Origin of the sequence: Marisediminicola antarctica, from assembly GCF_009930795.1 — a bacterium.
Taxonomy (GTDB): domain Bacteria; phylum Actinomycetota; class Actinomycetes; order Actinomycetales; family Microbacteriaceae; genus Marisediminicola; species Marisediminicola antarctica.
In genome coordinates this window covers 1,502,244-1,518,445 of sequence record NZ_CP017146.1, presented here as the reverse complement: position 1 = coordinate 1,518,445, position 16,202 = coordinate 1,502,244, and the positions used below count along the sequence as shown (strand labels likewise).

The following is a 16,202-nucleotide window of genomic DNA, read 5'->3' as shown; positions in this document are numbered from 1 at the left end:
TCTCCCAGAGGAAACAGACAGCGGCATACAGGCCCACCACCTCGGACTCCGCGGTCGCCGTGACACACATCGAGTTTCGACGTAAAGGGCGGCGCGCCGACATGGTAGACAGTTGGCGCGCCAACACGCGTCATTTGAGGATGCGAATGAGCTTCTTGTTGGCGAACTCCGCGATGCCGAAGCGACCCAGCTCGCGGCCGAATCCGGACCTCTTCACACCGCCAAAGGGAAGCTCCGGGCTGTCGAGGAGCGAGCCGTTGATGAAGACCATTCCCGCGTCGATCAGATCGGCGACGCGCAGGGCCTGCTCCGCATCCGTCGTGAAGAGGTAGGAACCCAGCCCATACGGGATGTCGTTGGCCACCTGTACCGCCTCGGTCTCGCTCTGCACACGGTAGATGGCGGCCACCGGCCCGAAGAACTCCTCCCGGTAGGCATCACTCTGCGGGGATACACCGGTGAGCACCGACGGGGAGAAGAAGGCGCCGTCCCGGCGCCCGCGCAGGGCCACGGTTGCGCCCTGGGTCTCGGCGCGTTGGAGCTGCTCCTCGAGCGTGTCTGCCGCACCGAGCGACGACAGCGGGCCCAGCGTCGTCTCCGGCGACGTGGGGTCCGCCGGAATAGTGCCGCCGATCTTCTCTGTGAAGAGTTCAACGAATGCGTCAAACAGCCCATCGATCACGATGAATCGCTTGGCTGCGTTGCAGGCTTGGCCGGAGTTGTCGATGCGAGCGGCGACAGCGGCGTCGACGGCTTCCTCGAGGTTGTCGGTGCTGAGCAGGATGAACGGGTCTGATCCGCCCAGTTCGAGCACGACCTTCTTGAGGTTGCGGCCAGCGACCTCGGCGACCGCGGCCCCCGCACCCTCCGAACCGGTCAGCGATACGCCACACACACGAGGGTCAGCGATGATGTCCGCGATCTGGGCGTTCGACGCATAGAGATTGCGGTATGCGCCCGAGGGGAAGCCGGCATCCGCAAAAATCTCCTCGATGGCGGCGGCGGATTCGGGGCACTGCGAGGCGTGCTTGAGCAGGATCGTGTTGCCGAGCACCAGGTTTGGGCCGGCGAAGCGGGCGACCTGGTAGTACGGGAAGTTCCACGGCATGATGCCGAGGAGCACGCCCAGCGAGGCGTTGCGCATGAACGCCGAACCCTCACCGCCGAGCAGCTCGATCGGTTCGTCGGCGAGGAAGGCCTCGCCGTTGGTGGCGTAGTACGAGTAGATGTCGGCTGAGAAGTCAACCTCGCCGAGTGCCTGCTCGAGCGGCTTGCCCATCTCGCGCACGATGAGGTCGGCGAGGTGCTCCCGGCGCTCGGAGTGCAGGTCCGCGACACGCTGCATGAGGGCTGCACGTTCGGCCACCGAGGTGCGGCGAGAGAAATCGGTGTGGGCGCGATCTGCGACCCCGATGGCGTCGGTCACCTCAGCATCCGTTACCAGATCAAAGCTCGGTCCGCTGGCCCCGGTGGCGGGGTTCGTGACTGCGTATTTGTTCATGATTTCTCCACAGGTTTCGTCGCTGACGCCGATCGAGAGTTGGCCCATTTCTGCCGAAACCGGGCCGGGCTCGTGTCGTTACAGTCTGCCGCAGTCACGGCTTTCGGGCAGCCATTTGCGTGAAGTCATCTCGTGAGCCGTCAGAAACTGGCTGCAGCGAACCGCATCGAGCATCACACTTCTCCCCCGGGAAACAAAAAAGGACCGGAACGGTTTCTCAACCATTTCGGTCGCTGACTAGAGGCCCGTCTGACTGACGCCGTAGTTAGCCTCGTCGGGGGTGAAACCCTCGAAGATGAGTTGGTCGACCAAACCGGAGCGCGAGAAGGAGCTGTAGTCGAGGTGGCTCTCGGCTGACCCTTTTGCGTTCTGCTGGGCGACCGTCCCGCGAGCGGCCTCCTCAGCCGCCTTCTCAGCAGCCGCCGCCGCGTCCTCTTCCGCTTGGGCTGCGGCCTCAGCCTCCGCTGCAGCCGCGTCCTCCTCGGACAGCTCTACCTGCTCCTCCGCAGCGATCGGCTCATTCGAGGACGCGTCATCGGCCGTCGGGCTGCCGACTGCTGCCGTTGACACGATTATGGACAGGAACAGGGCGACAGCGCCCATGATCAAGCCCGCGAGCGCCTTTCCCTTGTAGTTCGTACTGCGGACCATTGCCATCAGCGCGAAAATGATCGCGCCGAGAGCAGGGATGAATGCGATGAAACTGAGGCCGGGGACCACTGCGAAGACGAGAGCGCCGATGCCGACGAAGAGGGATCGCTTGCCGTAGTCAGTCAGCTTTTTCACCGGGGTCTCCGGCGACATAGTGGCGGTCGCGGTGGCTGCCAGCGCGGTCGGCACTGCCGGCTGGTCGATCCCGTCAGCGGACCGCATTGTCGGCGTCGATGGTGCTTCTCGCGGCGCGGGCGCTGAGTTGGGCGCGGCTACAGACCTCCGGGCGTTCGACCACCCGTCCCCCAGCCAGTAAAGCTCCTCCGCCGGGTTCGCGGGGTTCCGTACTCCGCGGCAAGTTGCGCGATCGATCCCCACGCGTCCTGCTCCACCTTGATCGTCTCGTGTGCGGACAGCTCCGCGCCGACGTACTGCAGGACCCCGCAGAGAATGCCGTGCACCGTCACGCTGAACCGTCCACGACTATCGGCGACCGCGGCCCACGCTCATCGCAGCACTCCGTCCGCCGCGTCACGATAACGCCGCCCGACACCATCCGCACCCTCCCGTTCGGCACCGGCCTAATCATGCTCCGCGCAACCCCGCCGATCATCGCGAGGCTGCAGATGTGGACTGAACGGCCAGACGGGAAGACGCAGCGCGCTGACCGGGCAAAAATCGAAGCATCGATGCGGGCGCCTGCTCACCACGAGCCCGAGGAGCCCCCCAACACCGAAGCGGAGTGACCGCCGAGCGGTCGACGTGTGATCCACGGCGCACCTCATAGTAAGCGCGGACCAGGGCGGTCCGCCCGATCACTGGAGGTCGAGTCCCATGGCATTTCACACCCAGCCGTCGCTGTCCGGTTTCATCGCATCGGACCCGCAGCAATCGGTCACCGAGCACGGCGACACCCGCTTCTATGTCCGGGTCGGCCAGGCGCACTTCCGCCGCGAGGATGACGGTGGATTCACCGAGCTCGAGCCGAGCTTCCCCGACCTGGTTGCCTACCGCGCAACTGCCGAGCGCGCGCTCACACGGTTTTCAAAGGGCGACAGCTTTGTCGCCGAGGGCTACGTGCGCATGTTCCAGGTCGAACGAGACGGCGAGGCCATCCAGCGCGAGGAGTTTGTCGCGAGGAAGATCGGCCACGACCTCGCGCGCACGAACCACGAGGTCGACCGCGCGCACCCGGCGGTCAAAACGTCGCGTTTGATGAGGGCCCGCATGGCGAGCTCGATGGCCCGCTCCGGGCGGAGCCGCCGCATCCGATCAATTGGACCCGTGGAGCGACGCTAACGCGACGCAACGAGTCTGGTCAAGGGGATCATGGTGGTCTGTCGCTCTTCTCGCTCGAAACCGGAATGCCGCGAATTCCGCTGTCAGATGAGGCCGCGACTGTGGCCACGGTGCGGTCTCTTATAGGTCAATGCGAGGCCTTGCGCGCCTTACTGACCTTGGAGGAGGATATGCACTGCACATCGCATCTCGGAGGCCGCTGCACGTTGCCTGAACGGCAGAAGACGCAGTGGCACGGAATGCGACCGTTCGTCAAGATTAAAAATTGAGCGTGCTCACGGGTGCCGCTCTCCGGTGATCCATCCTTGGGAAGGGGCGCCATGAGCCTCTGGGACACACTCTCGGGCGCTGGCGGCGGCGCGGACCGGCTGCAGCCTCTACTCGAGCAGATGACCGACACGGTCGCGACATCCACCGAGACTGACGAGTTCGGCACTTGGGACGTCGCGACCGTGCAGCAGAATCTCACCAGCATGCCGGGGCTGGACCTCGCCACCGGCAACCTGAGCGGCGGCAACTCGCTGTTGCAGCTGCGGGACCCGAACGTAACGGTTGCCGTGGGCATGCTGCGGGCACCCGCGTCGGGCTGGCGGGTCATAATCACGTCACCCCTCGCGGCGATCAAAGTGCCGGGGTTGGTCGGGGCGATGCTCGATATTCAGGGCCAGTTGATCCCCGATCCGGCGTTTCCCGAGGTCGCGTTCGTCGTTCCTCAGTTGAGCGTGGGTGTTATGCAACTGGCCGGCCAATCGGTCGCAGTGAAGCTGCTGTCATCGGCGACGAGCTCGGGCGGTGGCTCGGAGAACGTCTATGAGTTCGTGCGGATGGAGCCGCCATACGCCCTCATCGGACCAGGTTCCACCGTCGGTTTTGCGTACCGCACCGCAGTGCTCGACCTCTCTGGCACGGCCGCCGCCCCGACGGTGCTTCCCCCGGAGGCCCGGGTGCAGCCCGCCGCGTGGCAAGGCCTGTTCCTACCCGAAGTGCGACTGTTCGTCTCGCCCTCGGGGCTCGAGGGCGTCGCAGTGAGCGCAGGCGTGCGAAACCTGTGGATCGGCGTGGGCGAGCACCAGGGCGTCACCGGAATCTTCGAGGCCGAGGTGGTGAACCGCGGTGGAGCACCGCGCATCCACGCGAGCTTCCGCGGCGTGAACGGGCGCTACATCCCTGATCCAGGCACTGGCACGGCGCTGCTGCCCGCGAACTCCGAGATTCTCGTGGATACGGAGGGCGGCATCGCTCCCGTCGAGATCTCGATCACCGTCGGCACGATGGCGCCAGTCGTCGATGACCGCAGCCCCGTCACGACGCCTGCTACGGGGACCATCACGATCACGGTGACCGCCGACGACGCCGGCCCGGCACCGGCTACGGTGCGCACCATCACGGTCGCCCGCGACACGACACCCGCGACAGTCGGATCCGCGCCGGTCGGATCGACAACCGCGGTGCGCCCCACACAGCGAGGCACTCACGTGATCGTGAAAGACAGCGAGACCGCGACCCACGTCACCGTGCGCCTCGAGCCCCGCCGCAGCGTGGCATGGAACTGGAGCGGCGGCACCCACACCGGCGACACCCTCACTGTGCCGGTCCCGGGCGGGGCACCGGTGTCGGTCACGGCGACCATCCCCGCCGGGGTCGCGCAGACGGCGGGATGCTGGTTCCACTTCGATCGGCCCACCGCCGGTGAGCTTCCCCCGTCACCGGTTCCCGCCCCCGTTCCGCCGCTTTCAGCCGAACAGCAATCGCGCGAGAACGCGCGGCTGGCGTGGGCTGACAGCAACCCGGACATGCGGGACCGGCCGGCCTCCGGGCAGGCGACAAGCGCACCCGGCGGATCCACGTTCGAGACCGCAATGGCCGGTCGCCTCGGGCAGGTTGGAGCGGGTCAGCTCATCACGGTCGACGGCTACGCGTCGCACGAAGACCCGGGGTCCACCGCGCAGGACAGCCACAACCTCGCCCTCTCGCGCCGGCGGATGGAGGCGGCCATCCGGGCACTACGCGGCGCCGGGTTCACGAATGTGCAGGCTGGCACCGTTCACGGCTCGGCGTTCGCAAACTCGTCGGCGACGATCCCCGGACTCATGGACGGCGTCACCCCGCGGCCGGCACGCGGATCGTCGCACTGGTGGCTCGCCGTTGCGCGGTGGCAGCCGGTTCCCGCGGCTGAGGAGGTGTGCCGGGCCGACATCACCCGCACCGTCTTGCCACCCTCCCCGCGCACCGACCCACGACCGCCCCAGTCGCGTCGACCAGACTGCTTCCGTAAGATCGGCGTGCGCGTCGAGATCGTGCGCGACACCCTCGTCCGCGCCGAAATCTATGGCGAGTTCGACATCGAGACGGCCGCCGAGGCATCTCTCGCCCGCCGTGGCGAAGCGCCCCTGCGCTCGGGTGCACGCAACGCCTCCGACGGGATCTGCCTCTTTCTGGTGCGCCTCCGCTTGAGCGAGGACCGCGCCGCATGGGACGTCACCGCGGAGTTCCGCGCCGCCGACCAGGACCTCGACGGCCTCGCAGTCATGACCGAAGGTGAGGCGAACCCTGACACGCTCAACATCCTTGGCGCGCTGGCGGTGATGGCCCCCCTAACCGCGAGCGCCGTCGAGCTCTCGCCCGCGGCCGGGGCGATTGTCGCGCTCGGAAGTGTTGCGCTGGGCGCAAGCGACGTGCTGCATACCCACTCCCTCATGCTTCGCGGAGGAGAGCTCGTGGTCTCGAGCGGCGTGCTCGGGCCCGACGGGATAACGGCCGCATCCGACAGGGGCGTCCAGATCAGCATCCTGCTCGACCTCGAGATCGGTTTCAGCTTCGATATCGGTCTTGTGCGGGTCGACCCCGCCAGGCCGATAAAGGCCCGCTACAAGGCCATCGGTGTGCGCTCGGAGTGGGGAACGGGCACAACACCCGGAGGGCTGGAATACCTGCCGCTGCCGGTGTTCGACCCGAGCCGGGGCTACTCACTCGACGTGCCGGCCGGGGCGCTCACGGCCACCCCGCCCCTCGATGAGATCCTTCGCATCCTCGGCTTCCGAGTGAGCCGCGACAACCCCACCTACCTTGAAGTCGAGGTGGGGCTCGGCGTCGACCTCGGCATCGTCAGAGTCGACGCCGTGCGAGTGCGGGTTCGGTTGGACGGCCCGCCGCTCGATCTGCAGCTGACGAAACTGCGGGCGAGCATCGAGATCCCCGGCACCCTGCACGGCTCCGGGTCGCTGGAGTTCACCGAGTTTGGCTTCAAGGGCGCATTCGACCTGACAGTGACACCGGTGAACATCCGTGTAGCCGCCGTGCTGGCCGTGGAGCGCGATCCGGCGCGCGGAGTCACCGGCGTGCTCGTGGGCGGACGCGTCGAGTTCCCCGTTCCGATCCTGCTTGGCAACTCCGGTCTCGGCATCTACGGGTTCATGGGTGGCATCGGCGTGAACTATCGGCGCGACGAGTCCCCGTTCGCGGGTTCACTCACCCCGGCGCTGGACTGGGTTATGGCGCAGTATCCCCGCACCGGCCAGGTGATGGCACCCGAAGGCTGGTCGCTCGAACCCGGCGCGTTCGCGTTCGCGGCCGGCATCGCCGTGGGCACCGTCGACGGCGGATTCACCGTCCACCTCGACGGCATCGTGGTGATCGAGCTGCCCGGGCCACGGCTGCTCCTCATCATGAAGGCCGATGTGCTGAGCCTGCCTCCGGCCTTCGGCAGCGATCAGACGGCGACTTTCCTCGCCGTGCTCGACATCGACTTCGGGCGCGGCTCGATCCTCATCGGCATTGTCGCGGCCTACGAGATCGAGAGCATCCTCTCCGTGCGGGTGCCCGTCACCGCGAGCTTTGAGACGGCGAATCCCGAGAACTGGTTCGTCGATCTCGGCAGGTTCCCGGAGTCGGAACGCGTCACCGTCGCCGTGCTCGACGTGATCAGGGGCAGTGGCTACCTCATGGTGCACGGCAACGGCATCACCCTCGCGACCGACCCCGTCCTCTCGGTGCCGTCGGGCTTCGCCGTCGCCGTCGGGTTCCACCTGCAGGCCGTGCTCATGGGGAGCAAGTCCGTGGGACTCTACCTCGAGGTCGCCGCCGGCTTCGATGCAATCCTCGGGCTTGACCCGTTCTACCTCGCCGGCATCATCTACGTGCGTGGCGAGCTGCGCCTGTGGATCGTGGGAATCTCAGCCAGCGCGACCCTCGAGGTGCAGGTGGGCGCGCGGGAGAACCCCGATGGCACCATCACCCAGGAGCCCTACGTGCATGGCGAGGTGTGCGGCAGTGTCGATTTCTTCTTCTTCTCAGTCAAGGGATGCGTAAGCCTCACGATCGGCGCGCCGCCGACCGCGACACCGACCCCGCGCGAACTAGTCGCCGGCGTCTCGCTCATCGCGCGCACCCCGGCCAAGGTCGAGGGCACCGGAGCCGCGGAAGTGATCGACGGCAAGCTGGGCGACGCCGCCCGTCAGGGCACCACCGAGGCCGTTCCGGTCGTCCCCATCGACGCGATCCCGATCATCTCGTTCCGCACCGCTCCTCAGATGGACGGCGGTCCGGGCGGCACGGAGGTCGAGGTCCTCGGCGAAGTACCGGTCAACCTGCCGCCCGCAGGCCCAAACTTCTGGGCACGCATCGGCGATCGGTGGTGGCGGTACAGGGTCACCGCGATCAGCCTGAACGGCGGCATCGGCCCGGGCGCCGCCCCCAGCACATGGCTCAAGCCGCTCGCGACGACGGGTGGACATGCCGGCCCCTCGCTGGCGCTGCTGGACTGGCTGCCCACTGCAACACCGACTGCCGTGCCGTATGGCGAGAATCTCGTTGAGACGGTGCGCCATCAGTGGGGCAATGTGTGCTCGCAGGGCGCACCGCCCGCGCAGCTGCTCTGGACGTTCAACGACAGCCCCGACGGGTCCAGTGACGACGGATGGCACCTCACCGGCCTCATGTGGCCCGACCCTCCGGGCACCGTCCGCGGAGAGCCCGCCGATACCCGCGTGCGCGTGATTGAACTCTGGCGCATCAGCGCACGCGTCGACCTGGCACAGGGCACCGCGCCCGCGGTCGTCATCGGCGACCAGGTGGCGTGCTTCGATCCGCACGGCGACCCTCTCGATCCTCGCGACCCGTTCGGCCGCTGGGACGCGCTGCTCCCCTCGACCTTCAGCGCCGGCGTCTTCTTCACCGGCGTCTCGCTCGCCAACGCCACCGCATACCTCCGCGACGGCGGGTCACTGCACGACCTCGCGGCCACCGCGCAGAAGTCCGGATGGGAGGCCGAGCCACCACAGACCGCCGACGGGCGCAGCGAACACGCGCCAATCGGCCGCGCACGAGTACCGAAGCGCGCGGGATGCCGCGGCGCGGTGTTGCGCTCGCCACACCGCGATCTCGACCAGCCGTCGCCGTGGGGCACCGAGGAGGATCGGATCCTCGTGAAGCGCGCGTGGGAGGACTCGGGCTTCCACCCGCACGAGCTCGCCGATGCGGTCGCATTCGTCCGCGACGGTGACACCTTCACCGCGTTCGCGGTGCTGCTGCTGCTCGACGAGCAAGGGCTCAACGCCGGCGTGGTGATCCGGTGCGAAGCGTCAGACGGCACTGTGCTCGACGAACGCCCCGTCGACGGCTCCGACATGCTCGGCGGCGCCCATCACCTGCCCGACGAATGGGTCGACCCCGACGAACCGTGGGCCGACCCGGTGTGGCGTGCGGGCGTGATCGCGGGCAGGCTGCGTCAATCCGGCGCCAACCTCCTTCCCGCGTTCGTCGCGTTCAAGCGGGTGCCAGACGACACAACCCGGATCGTGATCGGCCGGCGGCGCGACGGCCAGCTCGAGCGCCTCACCGATCCCTTCGTCATCGTCGCCGCAACAGGCGGGTTCGCGAGCGAGACCGAACGGTTCGAATGGGACGAGCTCGCGATCGACCGTGACCGTACCGCCCTCTCGAACGCCCTGTCGAAGGGCGCCGACGATGTCGCGCTGCTACACCCCGACCAGGACTACACACTCGAGGTCGCGTGGGAGGCCACGAGCAAGGAAGGCGATGTCCAGCCGGCACCCCACGACGACGGCGACGGCTGGACCCCGGTCGCAACTCCCCAGACGTTCGCGTTCCACACCCAGACGACGGCCCCGATCGACCTCGACCCGTGGATCACGAGCACGACGCCCAGCATGGACGAGACGGGCGTCTTCACCCGCGAGAAGGTGCGGATCGTCTTCGCCACACAACGGGTCACCGGGTTGTTCGACGCCTACGGCCGCGAGCTCCGCGTCACGGTGCGCGCGGCATCCGGAGATCACCCGTCGCCTCCCGGCGGGGGCAGCCCGGCACACGGCGTCACCCTGCCCGTCGAACCAGACGGCGCCCTCGCGACCCTCGAGAGCGCCGCGGGAGTTCTGAAGCCGTGGCACACGGCCGTGCTCGAGGTGATCGGTGAAGACGGTCTCGCCTGCGTGAATGTCGACGGCGACGCGACGGATGTCTACACGACCATGCTGGAGTACGACTTCGAGCCGCTCACCGACTACCTCGTCGATGTGCACAGTGTCGTGAAGGGCACCGGCGCCGACCCCATTCTGGTGCACCGCGTGGGCTTCACTACCTCACGATTCCGCGACACCGGGGACCTTGCGGCACTCACGTCGGGTGCCTCGATCGAGCATTGCGCCGTCGCCGATGTCTCCGCATTCGCAGCGCTCACCGACGAGCCCAGCGGCGCCGCCGTGGACGGAGCGATGCAGCAGGTGGGCCTCGGCGTCGACGCTGTGCCCGACTGGCCCCGCACCCGGGTGCTGTGGAGCGCCTCGGCGGTACCGCAGCCGCTCGCCGTGATCATCGAGGCCAGCGAGCCGCTCTGGCGCACGCGGACCGTGCCGACGTGGGTTCCCGCCCCACCTGACGCGCCGGATCCGAGCCACGGCTACTGGGCCGGCCGGGCGGGCGAATGGCTCCAGCTCCGCGCGGACACCACGCCGCCTACCGCCGGCGATCTGCCGCGTGCGACTGTGCAGCGCATCATCCGTGGGCCGGGTGGCACGAGGGCGATCGCGATCCTCGGCCCGGGCGCGCGCGGATGCGAAGCGCGCTTCACCCTCGTGCATCGCGAGGTCATGCCCTCGAGCACGACCGAGACGCCGACGGTCGCCATACGGGCCGACCTGCAGGCGGCACCCTGGGAGGTGGAGGACTGATGGTGCGCACCGCCGATCCGTTCCGCATGCGGGCTCAGGCCGTCGAGATCGACTGGACGCGCGTCGCGCGCTCGCGCGAACAGTTCCTCGGCGAGAAGGTCGACTGGGAGCGACTGAAGCGTCGCTCCGCCGACGTACGGCTCGAGTGGGCATGCTCCGCTGACCTCGGCGTGCCGCATGGCCCATTCACGGTGTGGCGGCGTTCGCCCTCCCGGCGGCAGAGGCCTGCGCCCGTCGATGTGAACATCGCGTGGACCACCGACGGAATGCGGCTGGACTGGGGCGGCGTCGACGCAGGCCACGTGGCCGTCCGGTGCCAGGTGTCTGATCCTTCCGAGCCGGTCGGCCTGTTCCTGTACCGCATAGGTCATGACGGTCTGGTCGGTACTGTCGGCGCCGCCGCAGCGAATCCCGCCGCCGGTGTGAGCGTGAGTCTCGACGTGCGCACGAGCGGAGCCACCTGGGCGATACTCGTGAATGGCCACTCACCGGAAGTGAGAATCACCACGCTGCACGACATCGTGAATGCCGACGACTGGGAGCCGCTCGAGATCGTCGGGCTTCCAGTCGACGGGGCATGGGCAGACTACGATACTCAGGATCAGGGATGGGTGGGCGCGCCGCTTCCGCCGTACGACGCCGCAATCAGCCGGCTCACCCGTGGCGCCCCACCGCTCGGCTGGGATGGCTTCACCTCCGGGGGCATCCGGACGCCGACCTGGGAAGGACCCGATCCCGTCGCGCTCGTCGACGAACTGCGCAAGTTCGTCCTCCCCGCCGTGGAGGCACTCTACGATTCCGGCGTGCCCGAGTTCGCGCAGATGCGCACCGAGGCGTGGACAACGACCACGGCCCCACACGTCGACGGATCAGCCGCCACCTCCTCGCTCGACGCGCACGTCGACCCGCGGCCGTGGGCGGTGCTCGGTCTCACGGCACAGGTCGACCCGTTCCTGAACCTCGCCACCGGCTTCGGCGCCGTGTACACGACCGAGTCGCTCGACGACGACCAGATTCCGATCGCCCACGACGAACTGCTGGTCACCGCCCAGTACCGCCAGGTGCTGGGGCCCGGCGACCAAGTGCTCGACGACCAGCCGCTCCCCGCCGGCATCGGCCCGGCCGAGTTCGCCGCCTACGCGCCGCGCGGAGCTCAACTCAGCCAAGTGCCATCGCCAACCCAGCTCACCGCTACGCGGGCCGGGTTCGTGGAGCCCCGGCAGCCCGACGCGCCATGGGGCGAGAGCATCCGTCTCACCTACCGACGCACGCTCGCGTCGGCCATGCTCGGCACCCCCACTCAGCAGGCGGCCGTCGTCGCCGATGTCGGCTCGCCCGTCGCCGAACCGATCATCGAGCGACGACTCCCCCAGGGCTGGCGCACGCTCGCGATCTCGCCCGACGGTCCGCAGGGCCAGCCGGGCTTCGATCGCGCGACGCTCATGCACGCCCCCGCTCAAATCGCGCTCGGCAGCAGCGGACGCAACGTGCGCTACGGCGTCGCCCTCGCCGACGTGTTCGGAGTGTGGTCACCATGGCGCGAGGTCGGCTACGCGGGAGACGAACCTGCTCCCGAGCTGTCCGCCATCATCTCAGCCAAGCTCGACATGCGCTACACCGGTTCGACCGCCGCGCCGACGACACTCGAGGTCGACGTCGCGACCGAGTGGACGCAGCGGCGGCCTTCGAGGATCGACGTGCGCGTCGTGTTCCATCCGGTCGCGCCCGCGCCCGCCTCGGCGCCCGTGCTCTCGCCGACGGGTGGCGTGCCGATAGGTGGATTCGACCGCGACCTTGCAGTCACGTTTGCGGGAGACGCTCCCACCGGGGTCGGCTGCACCGTCGTTGAACTTAACGAAGAGGGCACTGCACCGCTCGGCGGAGCGACCCGTGGCAGCGGTGCCCGTCGCTACCGACTTACCGCCACCGTGCCCACGCTCGACTTCGCAACGGTGTGGCGCTGGGGTGCCGCGCTGTGGACCCGTCGCCACCTGCTCAGCGGCCCCACTCCCACCCCCTTCGGCGAACGAGCCGACACGCACGCCGCAAGCCCCGTGCCGGTGCACCCGCTGCCGCCGCCTCTGCTGCCCGACGTGCCGCTCGCCAGCCTGCCCGACGCGTCCGGCTGCTCACACGCCGCGGTCTCGTGGAGCCTCGCCGCCGGTGCCGACGCCCGCACCGCGGTCGTGTGGGAATGCGCGGAGACGGCCCTGCGCCAGACTGCGGGCCTTTCACCCCAGGCCGACCCGCTCGACAGCCCGTCGGTCCGGCTCGTCGACCTTCGCGAAGCCTACGACTCGCTGACCCCGGAGCGACAGCGCGGTGTCTTCCGCCGCATCGCCGAAGTCGACGCTGGCCAGCGCACCGCCGATGTCACGCTTCCCCGTGGATCGACCGACATCCACCTATTCGTCGTCACCATCGTCTCCTCGACCGCCATCGAGTCGCCGTGGCCGCAGGGCGTCGGCGGCACACAGCCTCACGAGCATCTGCGCGCGGTCATCGCGCCGCGTCTCGCGCGCCCCGAGCCGCCCGTCGTCCGCTCGTCGCCGGTCGCAGTCGGGGCAGGAACCGAGGTCAGGCTCCGGTTGGAAGCATCAAGCCCCATCCCGGTGCAGAGCTTCCGGCTGCTGCGCACCCGCAGCGATCGCGCTGCGCTGCGCGCCGACACGATGGGCCCCGCCTTCGCCGAGGCGGTCGCGGGTGTCAAACTCGACGACAGCACCCCGGCCCAGCCGAAGCGAGACCCGGTCACAGGCGATCTCGTCTATGTCGCCGAGTGGCAAGGGACGCTCCCACCCGCGTGGACGCCGTGGCTGGTGCGCGCCATCGCGGTGCCTCAGCCGATCGAGCCGCATCGGGCCGTCCGAGGGGTCGGCTCTCCGCCGTCCGACATCGTGTCGGTGCTCTCCGCCCCTGACACCCCGCCTGTTCTCAACGACCTCGCATTCGCCGAGCCGGATGCCGCGCACACCGGCCTCGTGATCCGCACCGCCACGACCGCGCCCGTGATCCCCCTGGCCCTCGGCGACCACACACTGCGGGCCCGCATCACGGGCGCCTCGGCCGCCCCGATCGAGATCGGACCGGCGACTCTTGCATCACTCGACGAGACGCCGCTGAGCACCTCGCCCGGCGGACCCGCGGTGTGGCAGCGCGGAACTCGGGTGACCGGCCGATCGCCCCTCGCGCTGTGGTTCTCTCGAGCGGATGCCGCGACATCCGTCACCATCGAAGCATCCCTCACCGACCCGCGCGGTCGCACGACGACGCGCAGGGTGACCATCCCCGGCTGGACACCGCCTCCGCCACCCGCCGCCGCGACCCTCGAACTGCTCGGTATCACCCCGCGACCGCTCAGCGGTGTCACAGTGGGTGTGCTCACGGACGCCACGCTTGACGAGCCCTATCGACTGCGCGTGATGGCCGCAAGGCGAACCAGCCGCGGACCGTTCGGGCCGCGCCTGCCACTGCGGCGTCCGCTGGTGGTCGAGGTGGATCTCGCCGACATACCGGCCGCTCCCCGCCCCCCCATCGTGGTCGGGACGGTCTCGTTCCGTCGCATCCGGCGCTTGACGCCCTTCGCCGGCACCACGATCGAGATCGGCGTGCCCCTCCCCTCGCCCCTCTCGGTCTCCGTCACCCTCATCGCGCCCGATGGGGCGGCGGTGTCGGTGACCGGTAACGGGTGACATGGCCTGTTCTGACATCAATGACGCGGAGTGAGTCCAGCAAGGAACCGCACCAGAGCGGGTGCGCTCCGCAAGAGAGAACGACCCCGGCCGATCTCGCACGAGCGCTCGACGTCGATTCGAAACGCCTGCGCGCCTGGCTTCGAAAGCATGCTGCCCGTCCTGAAGCAAACCTCGGAGACCAGTGGGCGCTGTCCCCAGCTGAGGCCGATGCTGCACGACAGGCGTTCGCTCCGAGCAAGGCTCCAGACTCCCCCGGCTTCGATCCCAGCATGCTGACCGTCGGTGAGGTTCTCCACGTGTATACGGGTCTGCTCGCTGAGCTTCGGCACCGCGGTCTCATCCGAACGAACAATGCGCCCATTGGCGATCTGGCGGAGTACGCGTGCGCCGCCTACTACAAAGGAGAATTGGCGCCGAACTCGGAGAAGTCGTACGACCTGATTGCAGCGGACGGCAGACGAGTGCAAGTCAAGGTTCGAAACGGTCGAATAGACACCAGGCCTTCGGCTGGATTCTCATCGATCCGGTCAATGGACTTTGATGTCTGCGTCTTCATCCTCGCCAACGCCAACGCCAACACGAACTCGATCGAGTCAGCGTATGAGTGGACCGCTGACGACGTCCGGACCCGTGGCAGGCCATGCTCGAACTCGCTCGATAGGTGACGCATGTCCAAGCTGAACGCCGGCGCGAAGCAGTAGGAACATCTCACGGATTTCGCTGACCAAACCCCCGAGATGCAGGCGACCCTTGAGCGAACGCCGAATTCAATCCTCACCACGCTGATCTGGTCGAATCGAGAAAGTCCGTACGGCAGCTAGTTCGGACCAAACGACAACGAAGGCGAGTTCTTCGCGACGGCCTCGTTCTTGCAGAGCCCCATAACGGTCGCGGCGGCCGCGTTGTCGTAGGCGTCGCCGATGGTCCCGATCGAGGCCACGAGGCCCTCGAGCACGAGGGCCTCGGTGAACTTGATCGACGTGTCCACGGGAATGTCTGGAGGCGACAGTATGCTGGGAATCAGATCAGCAAGCGCAGTGCCGCGCAAAGAGAGGTACCTCATGATGAAGTCGTCGTTGACTGCTCTTGTGCGTCACGAGTTGGATCATGCCCGGCAGCTCAGCAGTGGTCGTAGCGCGAAGACCGTCTTCGGAGGCAATGAACGCACGCTCCGCCAGACTGTGATCGCCTTGCGTGCCGGCGCGAAGCTGCATGAGCATGAGAATCCCGGTGACGCGACCTTTTTCGTGCTGCACGGACGCGTCGTCCTCATCTCGGGTGAGAACTCCTGGAGTGGCTCACCGGGCGATCTGCTGATCGTACCGGAGGGTCGACATGCACTCGAAGCGGTGGAAGACGCGGCGGTGCTGTTCACGGTGGCAAAGTCTCGGAGATGAGTTGCCCAAATCGGTGACCCACGACAGTTCGGTGGTCGGGCCGCGCCGCGCAATCGAGGAAGGGGTACTTCAGGCAACAGCCTGCGGCGGCAGTACAGAAATCAAGGGGTGATCCTTGGCAAATGCGCCCACCTTGGCGGCCCCGCCCGGGGAGCCAATGTTGTCGAAGAACTCGACGTTGGCCTTGTAGTAGTCGGCCCAGTGCTCCGGCACATCATCTTCATAGAAGATGGCTTCGACCGGGCACACGGGCTCACAGGCACTGCAGTCGACGCACTCATCCGGGTGGATGTACAGCATCCGTTCGCCCTCATAGATGCAATCGACCGGGCATTCTTCGATGCAGGCCCGGTCTTTCACGTCGACGCAGGGAAGAGCAATAACGTACGTCACAGTGACCGGGCTCCCTTCATGCAGAGCAGACTTTGAGACTACGACAACCGGGCGGTCAAATCTAGATCACGCTGTCGGG

10 protein-coding genes are annotated in these 16,202 nt (G+C 67.8%); 5 read left to right on the top strand and 5 right to left on the bottom strand.

Going from position 1 to position 16,202, the window contains the following annotated elements:
- Window positions 1–130: 130 nt before the first annotated feature.
- The 3 genes from BHD05_RS07125 to BHD05_RS15700 all read right to left on the bottom strand — a co-directional run bounded on the left by BHD05_RS07125 (window position 131) and on the right by BHD05_RS15700 (window position 2,619).
- Entirely contained in the window at window positions 131–1,501 is a 1,371-nt protein-coding gene (locus BHD05_RS07125; protein WP_161885814.1) for an NAD-dependent succinate-semialdehyde dehydrogenase, read from the bottom strand.
- Between the two features lie 237 nt (window positions 1,502–1,738).
- Window positions 1,739–2,374 (bottom strand): Ltp family lipoprotein, encoded by a 636-nt coding sequence (locus BHD05_RS07120; RefSeq protein WP_236966697.1) that lies wholly within the window; start codon window positions 2,372–2,374, stop codon window positions 1,739–1,741.
- Window positions 2,375–2,424: 50 nt separating this feature from the next.
- Window positions 2,425–2,619 carry a hypothetical protein gene (locus BHD05_RS15700; protein ID WP_202614313.1) on the bottom strand — a complete coding sequence of 65 codons (195 nt, stop codon included), beginning with the start codon at window positions 2,617–2,619 and terminating at the stop codon, window positions 2,425–2,427.
- Window positions 2,620–2,986: 367 nt separating this feature from the next.
- On the opposite strand from BHD05_RS15700, the gene BHD05_RS07115 reads away from it, so the two are divergent.
- From BHD05_RS07115 to BHD05_RS07100, 4 genes are all read left to right on the top strand, one after another.
- Window positions 2,987–3,451 (top strand): single-stranded DNA-binding protein, encoded by a 465-nt coding sequence (locus tag BHD05_RS07115; RefSeq protein WP_161885813.1) that lies wholly within the window; start codon window positions 2,987–2,989, stop codon window positions 3,449–3,451.
- 320 nt (window positions 3,452–3,771) lie between these two features.
- On the top strand, window positions 3,772–10,638 hold the full coding sequence (locus BHD05_RS07110; RefSeq protein WP_161885812.1) for a DUF6603 domain-containing protein: 6,867 nt from the start codon (window positions 3,772–3,774) through the stop codon (window positions 10,636–10,638).
- Window positions 10,638–14,330 carry a hypothetical protein gene (locus tag BHD05_RS07105; RefSeq protein WP_161885811.1) on the top strand — a complete coding sequence of 1,231 codons (3,693 nt, stop codon included), beginning with the start codon at window positions 10,638–10,640 and terminating at the stop codon, window positions 14,328–14,330. Before BHD05_RS07110 ends, BHD05_RS07105 begins: the two co-directional genes overlap by 1 nt.
- Before the next feature lie 272 nt (window positions 14,331–14,602).
- Window positions 14,603–14,998 (top strand): DUF6998 domain-containing protein, encoded by a 396-nt coding sequence (locus BHD05_RS07100; protein ID WP_161885810.1) that lies wholly within the window; start codon window positions 14,603–14,605, stop codon window positions 14,996–14,998.
- A gap of 152 nt (window positions 14,999–15,150) precedes the next feature.
- Here the strand turns inward: BHD05_RS07100 and BHD05_RS07095 are convergent, their stop codons facing one another.
- Window positions 15,151–15,321 (bottom strand): hypothetical protein, encoded by a 171-nt coding sequence (locus tag BHD05_RS07095; protein WP_161885809.1) that lies wholly within the window; start codon window positions 15,319–15,321, stop codon window positions 15,151–15,153.
- A 73-nt stretch (window positions 15,322–15,394) separates the two neighbouring features.
- Between BHD05_RS07095 and BHD05_RS07090 the strand changes: the two genes are divergently transcribed.
- Entirely contained in the window at window positions 15,395–15,730 is a 336-nt protein-coding gene (locus BHD05_RS07090; protein WP_161885808.1) for a cupin domain-containing protein, read from the top strand.
- A 69-nt stretch (window positions 15,731–15,799) separates the two neighbouring features.
- Here the strand turns inward: BHD05_RS07090 and fdxA are convergent, their stop codons facing one another.
- Entirely contained in the window at window positions 15,800–16,123 is a 324-nt protein-coding gene (gene fdxA, locus BHD05_RS07085; protein ID WP_161885807.1) for a ferredoxin, read from the bottom strand.
- Window positions 16,124–16,202 lie beyond the last annotated feature (79 nt).